Origin of the sequence: Acidovorax sp. SUPP3334, from assembly GCF_030159055.1 — a bacterium.
GTDB lineage: Bacteria > Pseudomonadota > Gammaproteobacteria > Burkholderiales > Burkholderiaceae_C > Paracidovorax.
In genome coordinates this window covers 14,105-28,441 of sequence record NZ_BQXQ01000038.1, presented here as the reverse complement: position 1 = coordinate 28,441, position 14,337 = coordinate 14,105, and the positions used below count along the sequence as shown (strand labels likewise).

The following is a 14,337-nucleotide window of genomic DNA, read 5'->3' as shown; positions in this document are numbered from 1 at the left end:
ATGATGTCCACATTGACCGATCTCGCTGAAGCCACCTTTCCCCTGAGCCCGGAGCAGCGCGCCTTGCTGTCGATGGCCGGTTCGGACCCTTGCGCCGCAGTGTTGACTTTGCAGCTGCGGACTCGCATCGACGGCCCTTTGGAGCCGATTCGGCTGCGTGCCGCTGTGGAGTCCGTTGCGAGAGCGCATGGCGCGTTGTCCACCGCGCTGCGTGCGGTGCCGGGTTATCGCGGTGTGCGCCAGCAACCCATGGAGCCACCGCCAGCCCTGGATTGGCACGCCTGCGATCTGCGCTCCTCGGCGGCAGGCAGCCTGGCCTTGGACGAATGGCTCCAAGGCTTGGCCTCTGCACCCCTGGACCCTTCTCGCGCGGCCGTGCTGCGCGTGGGCCTGGCCCGCACCGGCGATGCCCGGCACGTTCTGGCGCTCGTGGGGAATGCTCTGGCCGTGGACCAGGGCAGCTTGGCTTCGCTGCTGGAGCAGATTGCCCGCGCCTATGCCGGCGAATCGGCAGATGCGGCGGAGGAGCCGTTCCAATACGCGCAGTTCGTCGAATGGCGCCAAGACCTGGAAGGCGGCAATGACGCGCCGCAAGGCCAGGCCTACTGGCAGCGCCACGTGGGAGCCGGCGACACGTTGCCGCCCCTGCGCCTTGGTGCATGGACTGGACAGCACGGCGCCGATCTGCCGGTTCGCCTCGAATTGCGCCATCGTTCGCCCGTCGAGCCGGCACTGGCACAGCGTGTCGAGGCCGCGGCCAATGCTGCGGGAACCCCTGTCCACACCCTGCTGCAGGCGGTGTGGTGGCTGCTGCTCTCGCGGCTGTCCCAGGAGAGCCGCTTCATGGCAGGGTGGCAGCACGATTGCCGGGACGACTATGACGTCATGCAGGGCAGTGTGGGCGCGTTCGGCAAAGTGCTGCCGGTGGCCGTGGACATTCCCGCCACCACTCGGTTTTCCGACTGGTTGAACCGCCTGCACGCCACCCTCGATGCGCACGTGCAGGCGCAGGAGTTCTGTCCGCTGGACGCCATGCCGCTCGCCGCGCACCCCCGGTGGGGTTTCCTGGCCCGTCCTGTACCGGCAAGCTACGTTGCGGGTGAAACCGTCTGGCAGGTGGAGGCCTTGCCCACGCCGTTGCCATGCTTCGATGGCGTGCTCGACGTGCAGTGGTCCGCCGGGCAACCCGCCCAATTGGGCCTTTACGCTGCGGCCGATCGATGCATCGATGCGGCTGCCGATGTGCTGCTGGCGCAATTCACCACCTTGCTGGCTGCCGTGGTGGCGCAGCCCGATGGTCCTGTGGACCGCTTCTCGCTGGTGGGAGAGCGCGAGCGCGCGTTGCTGCTGTCGATCAACCAGGCCACCCTGGATGTCGGCCCGTTGACGGTGGGCCAGCACATCGCCCGCTGGGCCGCGCAGACGCCGGACGCGCCGGCCATCGAGGCGGGTGCCGAGCGCCTGAGCTACCGCGAGCTTGAAGCCCGTGTGGATCGCATGGCGCAAGCGCTGCACTCCCGTGGTTTGCCGGCAGGTGGGTTGTTGGCCATCGAGTTGCCGCGCTCGCTCGACCTGGTCGTGGCCATGCTCGCCGCCTGGCGTGTCGGTGCGGGCTATTTGCCGCTGGAGCCCGACTGGCCGGCCGCACGGCGCCACGGCGTGCTGGAGCACGCGCGGCCGGCCTGCGTGCTCAGTGCTCGCGCGGCCGACAGCGCAGGGCCTTCCGAAAAGACACAGCCCTGGCACGAAATCGCTCTGGCCGATGTGATCGATCCGCAGGTGGCGCACCGAACGGACCCGGCAGCGCCGGCCTGGAACCGCTCCCCGTCGATGGACGATCTCGCCTACGTGCTCTACACCTCCGGATCGACCGGGCAGCCCAAGGGCGTGGTGATCGGACAGGCCCAGTTGCTCAACTACGTGGCGGCTGCCACGCAAGCCATGGACCTGGGCCGGTGCCGGCGCTGGGCCCTGACGAGCTCGGTGGTCGCCGACCTGGGCAATACCGCATTGTTCGGCGCGCTGTTCAATGGCGCATGCCTGGTCATCGCGGGTCCGGACGATGTCGGGGATGCGCGGGCCTTCTCGGCATTCATGACACAGCGCCGCATCGATGCGATCAAGATGGTGCCTTCGCATTTGGAAGCGCTGCTGGAACACGAAGCGCCGGTGCTGCCGGACACGCTGGTACTCGGTGGGGAGGCCACGACCGGCGCGCTGCTGCAGCGCATCGAACGCCTGGCACCGCGATGCCGCATCTACAACCATTACGGGCCCACCGAAACCACGGTCGGTGTCATGGTGCATGCCCACCAGCCTGGCAGCGAGACCGGCGGCAGTGCCACGCTGCCGCTCACCCAGGTGCTCGCCAACAACCGCGTCCATGTGCTCGACGAACACTTGCAACTGGTGCCTCAGGGCGGGCGGGGCATGGTCTTCATCGGCGGCGCGCAGCAGTGCCGTGGCTATCTGCATCGCGCCGAGAGCGGGGAGGCATTCATCGACGACCCCTTCGTGCCGGGGGAGCGCATGTACCGCACCGGGGACCTGGCCTACCGCCTGGTGGGCGGCGGCATCCGGCTGGCAGGGCGTGCCGACCACCAGATCAAGATCCGCGGCTTTCGCGTCGAGCCTGCCGAGGTGGAGGCAGTGCTGGCGTTGCACCCGCAGGTTGCGCAGGCCACGGTGATTCCGGTGTTGGGCGATGGGAGCGCGACCGAACTGGCCGCCTTCGTCGTGGCTGGGGCCGAAAGCGCCGCAGCGCCGCCAACGCCTGCAGCGCTGCGAAGCCATGTCGAGGATCGGTTGCCCTCCGCCATGGTGCCCGCGCGCTGCGTGGTGCTGGCGCAGTTTCCACGGCTGCCCAACGGCAAGATCGACCGCGTTGCCCTGGCCGCCCTGGCGGTGTCCGATGTGCGCCAAGCCCCGCCGGAGCCGCCGCGCGACGCGCTCGAACATTGGCTGGCCGAAGCCATGGCCCAGCTTCTGCAGCGCGGGTCCATCGGCGTGCGTGACGACTTCTTCGATCTGGGCGCGCATTCGCTGCTGGTGATCAAGCTGGTGGCGCGCCTTCGCAAACAGTTGCAGATCGACGTCGCGCCGGGACTGGTGTTCGATCACCCGAGCATCTCGGCACTGGCCGCCGCCCTGCGGCAGGAAGGGGGCGTCCCTGCGGACCAGTTGGAGCAGCGGGCGCAGGCCCGGCGTGATGCAACCTCCGAAACGGCGGTTCCCGCATGAGCCTGCACCGCCCCGAAACGGACGACACCCTGGACGCCATCGCCACCGTGGCTCCGCCCCATGCTGGCGTTGCATCAGCGCCTGGCCTGACCATGCCCGATCTGGAGGGCGGCATCGCGCCCTGCACTCGCGCCGGTGAGGACCTTCCCTTGTCCTGCGCCCAGGAGCAGCTTTGGTTTTTGCAGCGGCTCGTGCCGGGCATGACGGCCTACAACCTGCCCCGGGTGCTGAAGATCGATGGCCCTCTGGATGCCGATGCGCTGGAGCGCGCGTTCCAGGCGGTGATCGCCCGGCATTCGATCCTGCGCACGGCTTTCTCCGAGCGCGACGGCGTGCCCGTTCAGACCGTTTTGCCGCACGTGCCGTTTCATCTCGATCGGGTCGATGCGGCGCCCGCTGCGGACCCCACGCCCGACGCGTTGTTCGACGCGTTGGCCGATGCATTGGCGCGCGATCTGGCAGCGCATGTGTTCGCGCTGGGTTCTGCACCGGCGTTGGTGGCGCGGCTTGTCCGGGTGGACGACCGCACGCACTTATTGGGCGTCTGCCTGCACCACATCGTGACGGACGCGGCCTCCAACCCGATCCTCGCGCGCGACCTCGGTATCGCCTATGGCCAAGCGCTGCGGCGTCTGGGCTCCGTGCGGTTGCCGGCGCTACCGCTGCAATACGGCGACTTCGCCGTGTGGCAAAGGGCCCAGTTGCAAAGCGGTGGCTTCGCGCGTCAGCTGGAGCACTGGAATGCCCACCTGGGGCCAGACGTTCCCGCGCTGGAATGGCCCATGGAAGGCGCCCGCGCCGAGCGGCAGACCTTCCAGGGCGCGTCGCTGACCTTCACGCTGCAGCCCGCCCTGTGCGAACGGCTGCTGCGGCTGTGCCGCGCCGAGCGTTGCACGCCGTTCATGGTGCTGTTGGCTGCGTGGCAGATGCTGCTGTGCCGGTACAGCGGACAGGCCGACTTCGGGGTGGGCGTGCCCAATGCCGGGCGGCACCATGAATCGCTGCACGATCTGCTGGGCTTTTTCGTCAACACCCAGGTGTTCCGCGTCCGGCTGATGCCGCACCAGACCTTGCGCCAGGTGTGCCGCCAGGTCCGTGCCGATGCACTGGCTGCGCTGGCCCATGCCGATCTGCCGCTCGAAGCCTTGCTGGCCAGCCGCAAGGCGCCGCGCGAGGGTGGACGCAATCCGTTGTTCCAGGTGATGTTCAGCTGGCAGGTGGCCGACCCTTCGGTGGCGGTGGATCTGCACGGCGCACGCGCGGAGTTCATCGATGCCGGCCCGGGCGGCGCCAAGGCGGACTTGTCGCTCGGCGCCGTGCTCGACGCCGGAAGGATCCATGCGCGCCTGGAATACCGCACCGATCTCTTCGATGGCGAGGCCGCAGGCCGGCTTCGGGACGGCTACGTACAGGTGCTGGAGGCGCTGGCGGATTCGCCGGACCGCCTGCTGGGCGAGCTGGACATGCTGAGTGAAGCAGAGAGGAGGCGAGTGCAATCGTGGGCGACCCCATCAGAGCCGCCCGCAGCAGAAGCTCTTTGGGCCCTTCACCAGCGCGTGGAGCATCAGGCGCATCTGCGCCCGCAGGCCACGGCACTGGTGCTGGGGGACCGGCATATGAGCTACGGCGAGCTCAATGCCCGAGCCAACCGGCTGGCCCACCACCTCATCGGGCGCGGGGTCGGCCTGGAAACCCGCGTGGGCCTGGCCCTGGATCGCAGCCTGGACACCATCATCGGCATGCTCGCCATCCTCAAGGCTGGCGCCGCCTACGTGCCGCTGGACCCGCAATACCCGGCCGAGCGACTGGCCTACATGGCCCAGGACAGCGCCGTGGCCCTCGTGCTCACCGACGGCAGCCTGCGCCAAACGCTCGCCTGGGTGCAGGGCGTGCCCACCGTGGAGCTGGACACCCTGGACCTGCAGGGCGAGGCCGACGGCAACCCCGGCATCGCCGTGCACCCGCAAAGCCTTGCCTACGTCATCTACACCTCCGGCTCCACGGGACGCCCCAAGGGCGCCCAGCTGAGCCAGCGCAACGCCACCCGGCTGCTGGATGCCACCCAGCCGTGGTTCGCCTTCGGCCCCAAGGACACCTGGAGCCTGTTTCACTCCTACGCCTTCGACTTCTCCGTGTGGGAAATCTTCGGCGCCCTGTGCACCGGAGGGCGCCTGGTCATCGTGCCGTACTGGGTCAGCCGCTCCCCGCAGGACTTCGTGCAACTGCTGCGCGAGCAGCAGGTGACCATCCTGAACCAGACCCCGTCCGCCTTCGGCCAGCTCATGGAGCAAAGCGAAGCGTACCGCCCCGGCCTGGCGCTGCGCTGCGTCATCTTCGGCGGAGAAGCGCTGGAGCCGCAGCGGCTGCGCCCCTGGATCGAGCACTGGGGAGACGAGCACCCGCGGCTCATCAACATGTACGGCATCACCGAGACCACCGTGCACGTCACGTACCGGCCCGTCACGCGGGCCGATCTGGAGGCCCCGCGCAGCCCGGTGGGCGTGGCCATCCCGGACCTGGGCCTGTGCGTGCTGGACAGTGCGCTGCAGCCCGTGCCGATCGGCGTGGCGGGCGAGCTGTACGTGGCGGGCGAGGGCCTGGCGCGGGGGTACCTGGGGCAGGCGGCCCTCACCGCGCAGCGCTTTCTCGCCGGGGAGGGAGGACAGCGGCTGTACCGCACCGGAGACCGCGTGCGCTGGAGCCGGCAGGGGGAGCTGGAATACCTGGGGCGGATCGACCACCAGGTGAAGATTCGGGGGTTCCGGATCGAACTGGGGGAGATAGAGGCGCAATTGCTGGCGCAGCCCGAAGTGCGGGAGGCGCTGGTGCTGGTGCAGGAGCGGGAGAGCGGGGCGAGGCTGGTGGCGTACCTGTCGCCGCAGGCGGGGAGGGCCATCGACACGGTGCAGCTGAAAAGGCGGCTGGTGCAGGGGTTGCCGCAGTACATGGTGCCGGGGGCGCTGGTGGTGCTGGGCCAGGGGTTGCCCTTGAACGCGAACGGGAAGGTGGACCGCAAGGCGCTGGCGCAGCTGGGGCCGGGGGAGCAAGAGCAGGGGCAAAGCACCGAAGGAGGAAGGGCCTACGAGGCCCCGCGGGGAGCGCTGGAGCAGGCGCTGGCGCAGATCTGGGCGCAGGTGCTGGGCTTGCAGCGCGTGGGGCGCCATGACAACTTCTTCGAGATCGGGGGCGACTCCATCGTGGCCCTGAAGCTGCTGGCCCGCATGAACCGGAGCATGGCGGCGGAACACGCGTTCTCGCTGCAGGACCTGATGCAAAAGCAGACCATCGCACAGCTCCTGTGCGATGCGCCCGGTGCCAGCGCGCCGCTCCTTCCCATCCAGCGCCTCGCCGCAGGGGCCGGCACCTCGGCCATGCCCCTGTTTTGCATCGCACCGGCACTGCGCAATGTGCTCGATTACCAACCGCTCGCCGACGCCCTCGGCCGCGATCGCACGGTGTACGGCCTGTGCTGCACCGATCTGTCGCGCATCGATGCCATCGAGGCGCTGGCCGCCTACCACGTGGACCTCGTGCGCAGCGTGTATCCGCATGGCCCTGTGGCTTTGCTGGGCTGGTCCCTGGGGGCGACCGAGGCGGTTCACATGGCGCACCTGCTGGAGGCCGAAGGGCGCGAGGTGGCCTTCCTCGGCATGGTGGACAGCTTCGTGATGCACGGCGCCATCGTTCCTTACGACTGGCGCGAAGAAGCCCGGGCCTTCCTGGCGGACTGGGTGGATGGCCGCGCCATCGAGCGGTTGATCGAGGTGCTGGGCACGGCGGACATGGCCTGCGTGGATTCCGTGCACCGAGCCACGCAGGCGGCCAACGCACTGGCGACGCAATGGGGCATCGGGGCGGCCCAGGGCGATCTGGTGGAAAAGTTCATGGCCTATCGGCGCCTGGATGCCGCGATCCAGGCAATGCCGCCGCTTCCCGCGCTGCAAGCCGTGCCGCACGCATGGTGGCGTGAGGGCCGGCCGGTGCCGGAGATGCAGGCGTTGGCCCGCCAGCTCGGTGGCCGCCTTCGCCAGGGCGCACCCATCGGTGCGAGCCACCGGCAAATCATCCAGCATGCCGATCTGCTGCAGGGTTGCCGCCAGGCCTTGCTGCGAGCCGGCGATTCGGCGCTGCAGCAACGGTAGCCGCCCTCATGCTGGGCTGAATGCGAGCGGCCCGCCTTTCGCGCAAGAGACGAAAGGCGGGCCGTGAGCCGCCGCCAGCGCCAGCGCGCCGCGCCACGGCTTGTTCACCAGCGGTACTACCAGCAGCGGTACTACCAGCGGTCTACCAGCGGTACTACCAGCGGTACTTGGCCGTCGCCGTCAGGGTGCGTTCACGCCCCATGTAGCACTCGCGGTGGTAGCAGATGGTGTTGTACTTGCGGTCCAGCAGGTTGGTGGCGTTCAGCCCGAAACGCCACGGGCCCTGGTCGTAGCGCAGCGAGGCGTTGAGCAGGGTGAAGCCGCCTTCGGCCGAGGTGTTGGCCTCGTCGTTCTGGCGCTCGCCCACGTAGTTCACGCCCGCACCCACGCCGAAGCCCCCGCCGATCGCATAGTCCAGCCAGAGCGAGGCCGTCTGCTTGGGCACCGTGGGCGGGATCTTGCCCCGCTCGCTCGAGTCCGCGCTTTCCAGCACCTTGAGATTCAGCACCGTGAACGAGGCCGTGGCGCTCAGCCCGCGCATCAGCTCGGCCTTGGCCTCCAGCTCCAGCCCGCGCGATCGCTGCTTGCCGATCTGCCGGGGGTCGGACGTGATGTTGTCGTAAGTCACCACGTTGGTCTTTCTCAGGTCGAACACGGCCGCCGTGAACAGGCTCTTGCCGCCTTCCGGCTGGTACTTGATCCCCACCTCCACCTGCTTGCCCCGGCTGGGCTTGAACGGGTTGTTGTTGAGGTCCACGCCGCTCGTGGGCAAGAACGATTCGGCATAACTCGCGTAGGGTGACCAGCCTCCGCCCAGCAGGTAGTTCACCCCGATGCGGCCACTGAAGGCATCGTCGCTCTGCGTGGTGCGCTGCGGGGCGCTCAGCCGGTTGTCGGTCGTGGTCTTGACGTGGTCCTGGCGCCCGCCCAGCGTGGCCACCCAGCGCTCTCCGAAGCGGATCTGGTCTTGTGCATAAAGCCCGATCTGGTCCATCTTCTGGGTGAAATTCGCCATCGGCGTGGTCGGCGCGGGCACCGCCATGCCGTACACGGGGTTCAGCAGATCCAGATTGGGGCCCGCGCCCCGAAAGCGCAGCGCCGTGCCCTCGATCCGGTTCCAGTCCAGCCCGAAGAGCAGCGTGTGCTCCACCGTGCCGGTGCTGATCTTGCCTTGCACCTGCGTGTCGATGGAGCCCTGTTTCAGCCCGTCGTCCCATGTGCGCGTGCTGCGCGAAATGGTGTGCCCGTCCGCCAGCACCGAATCCGCCCACAGCGCGTTGCGCTCCAGGGCGATGTCGGTGTAGCGGGCGTTCTGGCGCACCGTCCAGCCGCTGTTCAGCGTGTGTTCGAACTGGTAGCCCAGCGAAGACTGGTCCTGCTGAAAGCGGCTGAAGGACGGGTCGCCGTATTTCACGTGCCGCAGCTTGCCGTCCGGCCCGAAGAAGTTGGCGTAGTAGGGGTCTTCGCCCGACTTGTCCTTCAGAAACTCGCCCAGCAGCGTGAACGACGTGGCGGCACTCGGCTGCCAGCGCAGCGAAGGCGCAAGGTAGGCATGCGTGCGGTTGATTCGGTCGCCGTTCGGGTAGCGGTCCTGGTCATTGCTGTCCAGGCCCACGCCCACCAGGCGAAAGCTCAGGTCGCTGCCCTCGCTGAATGCGCCGCCCACGTCGAAGGCCAGTTGCCTGCGGTCGAAGCTGCCGACCTGCACCTCGATCTCCCGCGTGGCATCGGCGCTGGGCGCCTTGCTCACGCGGTTGATGACCCCGCCGGCGTCGCCCTGGCCGAAGAGCACCGAGGCGGGGCCCCGCAGCACTTCCACCCGCTCCAGCCCGTAAGGCTCGGTCATGCGATAGACCACGCCGAACTGCGTCTGCGGCAACCCGTCGCGGTAGCTGCTGGTGTTGCCGGGAAAGCCGCGCAGCGAGATGTATTCCCAGCCGCGGTTGTCCGGTCCGTAGGCGGCCACCGAAACCCCGGGCGTCTGCGCCACGATGTCCATCAGGTCCAGCGAGCCCCGCGCGTCCATTTCGGTGCGCCCGATCACCGAGATCGACTGCGGCGTTTCGAGCAGGGCCGTGTCTGTCTTGGTCGCCGTCCTGCTGCGCTGGGCCACGTAGCCGACCACCGGGCCATCGGGCCGCTCGGTGTCGGCCCCGGCCTTCACGACCACGGTGGACAGCGTGCCGCTGGCCGCCTGCCGGCTCGCGCGGCGGATGGCGAATCCCCCGCCCGCGGCGCTACCGGCTTCCAGCGCACTGCCGGCCAGCATGGACTGCAGGGCCTGCTCCACCGTCAGGCGGCCCGACACCGGGCGGGATTCGGTGCCGGCCATCAGGTCGCCTGCGGCGAACACCGGCACGCCCGTCTGCCGCGACAGCTCGGCCAGCGCGCTGCCCAGGGGTTGGGCCGCGATCTTCACGTCGAAGGCCTGGGACGCCACGGCGGGCGCCGTCTGGGCCCGCGCTACCGGGCTTGCGCCCGCAAGAAGGGTTCCGAACGCGGCGGCGAGCGCGGCGCCCAGCAGGGTCTGACGGGGAAAGGCGGGCATGGCAGTGAAACTCCAGGTGAAACGAACGGCAGGGCGGCGGTCATCGCGGTCCGGCCCACGGCCCGACGGCGGGCGTGGCGTGTGCTTGTGTCCTGTGGACGTTCCGGTGCGAAAAACGGAGACACCCGCCATGCCGAACGTTGCCGGCCCGGGGTGCGAGGTGCCCCGTGGCCTTTCAGCGGGCGCGCAGTTCGGCGCTTCCGTCGGCCTGGCGATGCACCGTCAGCGGCAGGATGGCGGGCAGCGTGGCCAGCAGGGCCGCCGAATCGCCCGCACGAAAGCGGCTGGAAAGGCGCAGCCCGCCCACCTTCTCATCGCCCAGCGTGATCGGCTGGGCGCGGTACGCATTGACGGTGGCGAGCGCATCGCGCAGCGGCTCGTTCTGGAACACGAGCCAGCCGTCCCGCCACGGCGACAGCGTGGCGGGGTCCACCGCGCGCACGGGCGCGGCCTGGCCTTCGCGGATTTCCAGCAGCTGGCCGGGGCGCAGGTCGATGGCGTCGCCCGCCAAGCCCTCGGCGGGGAGCGGCTGCACCCGCACCTGCCCGCGTTCCACGCCCACGGTGATGGCGCCGCCCCGGTCGCGCACGGTGAAGATGGTGCCGATCACTTCGATGCGTGCGCCGCGGGCATGCACCACGAAGGGACGGCCTGCGTCGTGCGCCTCGTGCGCCTCGTGCGCCACCTCGAAGCGGACTTCGCCCCGGGCCATGTGCACGCTGCGGCGTTGCCGGTACAAGGCCACATCCAGGGCGCTCTGCGGCGACAGGTCCAGCCGGGTGCCGCGGCCCCCGTCCATCCCGTCGGTCAGCGAGACTTTCAGCACCTGCGCCGTGCGGGTGGCATAGCTGGCGGTAAAAACGGGCTGCCGCCAGTACCACTGCATGCCGCGCCCGGCCAGCAGGCCGGTGCCCACCAGCGTGGCGGCCGACAGAAACAGGTGCCGGCGCGAGCGGCGAGGGGCGCCGGGCGCGATGGCCGCCGCCGCCTCGCCGAAATGCGCGCGCAGATCGCTCGACACGCCGCCGATCGCGTCCCAGCGCTGGCGGGCTTCCTGGGCGGCGGCTTCGTGTTCGCCCGAGCGCAGGCGCCACTGCGCCAGCGCCGCGCGGGCGTCCTGGGCGGTGGGGTCCGGTGCGACGTCCGCCTGAACGATCAGGGCGATGGCCTGCTCGATCAGCCGTTCGCGCGGAGCGCTGGCCACTGACATGCCAGGCTCAGGAAAAATCTTCGGCCAGCCTGGCCTCGAATCCCGAGCGGCCGGATGGACTCTGGTGCTCGATCAGGCCGGCGCGCAGCTCGGCGAACACGCGCGAGCAATCCACCGTGGCGCGCACCATGTGCTTGGCCACGGCCATCTCGGTGATGCCCAGGCGCTCGGCGATTTCGGTGCGTGTGTGCCCGTAGGCACGGAACAGCAGGAACACTTCGCGACGGCGGGGCGGCAGTTGCTCGATCGCCGCCACCAGGCGCTGCAGCACCTGCCGCTGCGCCGCGAAATACTCGGTGGACGGCGCCGCCCCGTGGGCTTCGGTGCCGGCATGCTGGCTGGCCCAGTCCTGGGCGACCTTGCGTTTCCGGTAGTCGTCGATGCACAGATTGCGCGCCACCCGAAAGAGCAGCGCCCGCGGCGATTCGATGGCCGCAGGCACTGGCACGTCCAGGGTGCCGCACCGGCCTGCGGGGCCGGCACCCACGGCCTGGGCATAGACCCGCTCGAAGCTCGATTGCGCAATGTCGGCCGCGTAATGCGGGTCCCGGAGCTCGTACGTCAGGTGCCGGCGCAAATCCCCGTAGTGGGTCACCAGTTCATGGATCAGATCGCGCATGAGGCCGTGTTCTTCCCGCAAGTGCCAATGATCGGACCAAAGGACTCGCCGCCGCGGCGTCCCTGGCCCGGTCACTTCATGCGAAAGGGCGGCAGGACCGACGGCGGAAATCCATTTCAATGCGAATAGTTCGCATTTGAATCATAGCATGGCACCACACGGCCTCGCGAGGGCCCTCCAGGGCCCCTCAGGGCCTCTCACGCCGGCGTCGGCTCCAGCGACCCGCGCGCGCGGGCCGCGCTGGCTGGCGCCGCTGCCAGCAAGGCGTTGCCGATCTCCCCGGTGCGCACCGATGTGACCGACAGCAGCGTGTCGCTGAGCCCGTGCGAAGCCTCGCAGGCGCCTTGCAGGTAGATGGCGGGGTGGAAGTCCGGCGGGGTCTGCACCCGGTAGTGGCGATCGACCTGCAGGTCGCCCAGATAGGGCGCCAGGGGCTGCAGCAGATCCTTGTGCTGCGCGCGCGCATAGCCGGTCGCCAGCACCACGGCGTCGTAGCGCACGGTGCTGGCCTGGCCGGTGTCCTGGTCGGCCAGGGTGAGGTGGATGCCTGCGGCATCGGCCCGGGCGGCATTCACCGCCTGGCGCCGCAGCATGCGAAGCCGCTCGCCCCCGGCGACCTTCTGGTCATAGAAGAGCTTGAAGATCTGCTGGATCAGTTCCATGTCGGCCACCGCGTAGTTGGTGTGCCAGAACTCCTCCAGCAGCGCCGAACGTTCCGAGGGCGGACGGCTGTACATGTAGTCGGTGAATTCGACGTTGAAGATCTCGTTCACGAACGGGCTGTCGTCGGACGGCCGGATCGAGCGGGCCCGCATCACCAGATCCACCTGCGGCGCGCCGGGGCGGCCTTGCAGGTCCATGAAGATTTCGGCCGCGCTCTGCCCGGCGCCCACCACGGCGATCCGGCGCGCGGCGCCATGCGGCGCAATGCCCTGCAGATAGCCGCTGGAGTGAAAGACGCGCGGGTCGCCCTTGAGCGGCTTGAACGCCGCAGGGATGTTGGGCGTGCCGCCCACGCCCACCACCAGGTTGCGCGCCAGCCGCTCGGTCACCGCGCCGGTGCGGTTGCGCGAACGCACGCGCAGGTGCGAGACAGGCGCCGTGTCCGCTGCGTGCAGTGCGGCGCCGCCGGTGTGCTGCCGCTCTGGCAGGACTTCGAACACCTCTTCGCCGTAGAGGCAGTGGTCCTCGAACTGCTCCGCGGCCCAGCCCAGGTAGTCGTTGAACTCGCGCCGGCTCGGGTAGAAGCTCTTGAGGTTGATGAAGTCCGGCAGCCGGCCCTTCTCGTGCAGGTAGTTGATGAAGGTGAACCGGCTGGTCGGGTTGCGCAGCGTGGCCAGGTCTTTCAAAAACGAGATCTGCATGTGCGACTGCTCCAGCAGCATGTGCGGGTGCCACGCGAAAGCCGGCTGCCGCTCGATGAAGAGCGCATCCAGCGGGCGGCTGGCATGGCGCTTTTCCTCCAGGGCGATGGCCAGGGCGACGTTGGACGGGCCGAAGCCGATCCCGATGAGGTCATGAATGGCAGGCATGGGATGTCAACTCCTGTGGAAGGTGGGCCGCTTGTTCGGCCAGCAGCGCGAGACCCTGGTGCAGGGCCGGAAAAAGGCTTTGCTGAAAGTTGTTCCAGCGCATTTCCAGAATGGTGTCGTCCGGTGCGATGGGGGTGGCGAGCACATCGAAGATCACATCGCCCGAATCGATGCCCGCGTCCACGTAATGGAACGAGGCCCCGGTCATCGCCACGGGCGGCACGGCCACCGTGGCGCCCGTGGACCAGTCCACGACCTTCTCGCCGCGCGCTCCGTGCAGGGCATCCAGCGTGGCCCAGGCTCCGCGGCGCTGATAGGGAGAGTCGGGCCGCGTGATGCCGGGGTGGATGTTGGCGATGCGGCGCCAGTACGGGTTGCCGGGCTGCGCGAGGTCGTCCAGGATGACCAGCAGGCCGTCCAGCACCACCACGTCGGCCTGCAGCCCATCGAGCCGCTCGCGCAGCCGGCGTTCGAAATCCCGCTTGGCCGGCACCCGCTGCGCCGAGTCGCGCGGCAACTGCCGGTAGGTGGAGGGCACCGAATGCATCAGGTCCTTGAGCGGTTTGCCCTGCGCTCGCAGCCCATGCGGAAAGATCCACGGCCGCGCGGGGTCGCAGGCGAAGCCGTAGGCCTGCAGCGCGGCCTGATCGCGCGGGGAGTGCGGGTCGTCGTCGAACACGATGCCCTCCAGCGAATAGGCGTCGCCCAGCGGCGTCCGGTCCAGGGCTTCGGCCAGATATTCCAGGGGCGACTTCATGTAGCGCTGCCCCCCTTTGTAGGCCACGTGCCGGCCTGCCTGGTCGGCGGCGGCGTTGCGCAGGGAAAGGATGTAAACGAGTTTTGCCTTGGGCATGTGCGGAGTGAATCCATTCAAGGGTGGATGAACCGATCGGGTGGTGCGCCAGCGCGTCAGGGCATCGGCGCGCCCTGGCCCGCGCGCGGCACGGCCACGGATGCGGCCATGGATGCGGCTGTTTCGGGCCCCATGCCGGGAAGACGAACGAAGCTCCCATCTGTTCACCGCCCATGGCGCCATGGGGCCGCGC

General features: G+C 69.1%; 7 protein-coding genes. 2 read left to right on the top strand and 5 right to left on the bottom strand.

From position 1 onward, the window contains the following. Positions 1 to 3 precede the first annotated feature (3 nt). Both AVHM3334_RS18880 and AVHM3334_RS18875 read left to right on the top strand, forming a co-directional pair. Positions 4 to 3,240 (top strand): non-ribosomal peptide synthetase, encoded by a 3,237-nt coding sequence (locus AVHM3334_RS18880; RefSeq protein ID WP_284414890.1) that lies wholly within the window; start codon positions 4 to 6, stop codon positions 3,238 to 3,240. Beyond that, positions 3,237 to 7,382: a non-ribosomal peptide synthetase gene (locus AVHM3334_RS18875; protein ID WP_284414885.1), complete on the top strand. Its 4,146-nt coding sequence runs from the start codon at positions 3,237 to 3,239 to the stop codon at positions 7,380 to 7,382. The genes AVHM3334_RS18880 and AVHM3334_RS18875 overlap by 4 nt, the downstream gene beginning before the upstream one ends. Positions 7,383 to 7,536: 154 nt before the next feature. Here AVHM3334_RS18875 and AVHM3334_RS18870 read toward each other — a convergent pair whose 3' ends face one another. The 5 genes from AVHM3334_RS18870 to AVHM3334_RS18850 all read right to left on the bottom strand — a co-directional run bounded on the left by AVHM3334_RS18870 (position 7,537) and on the right by AVHM3334_RS18850 (position 14,144). Next, positions 7,537 to 9,930, bottom strand: coding sequence for a TonB-dependent siderophore receptor (locus AVHM3334_RS18870; RefSeq protein WP_284414884.1), 2,394 nt, complete (start codon positions 9,928 to 9,930; stop codon positions 7,537 to 7,539). 175 nt (positions 9,931 to 10,105) lie between these two features. After that, positions 10,106 to 11,140, bottom strand: coding sequence for a FecR family protein (locus AVHM3334_RS18865; RefSeq protein ID WP_284414882.1), 1,035 nt, complete (start codon positions 11,138 to 11,140; stop codon positions 10,106 to 10,108). 7 nt (positions 11,141 to 11,147) lie between these two features. Then, on the bottom strand, positions 11,148 to 11,759 hold the full coding sequence (locus tag AVHM3334_RS18860) for an RNA polymerase sigma factor (RefSeq protein ID WP_284414880.1): 612 nt from the start codon (positions 11,757 to 11,759) through the stop codon (positions 11,148 to 11,150). A 197-nt stretch (positions 11,760 to 11,956) separates the two neighbouring features. Continuing rightward, entirely contained in the window at positions 11,957 to 13,291 is a 1,335-nt protein-coding gene (locus AVHM3334_RS18855; protein ID WP_284414878.1) for a lysine N(6)-hydroxylase/L-ornithine N(5)-oxygenase family protein, read from the bottom strand. Beyond that, positions 13,275 to 14,144 (bottom strand): formyl transferase, encoded by an 870-nt coding sequence (locus AVHM3334_RS18850; RefSeq protein ID WP_284414876.1) that lies wholly within the window; start codon positions 14,142 to 14,144, stop codon positions 13,275 to 13,277. The genes AVHM3334_RS18855 and AVHM3334_RS18850 overlap by 17 nt, the downstream gene beginning before the upstream one ends. Positions 14,145 to 14,337: the final 193 nt, after the last annotated feature.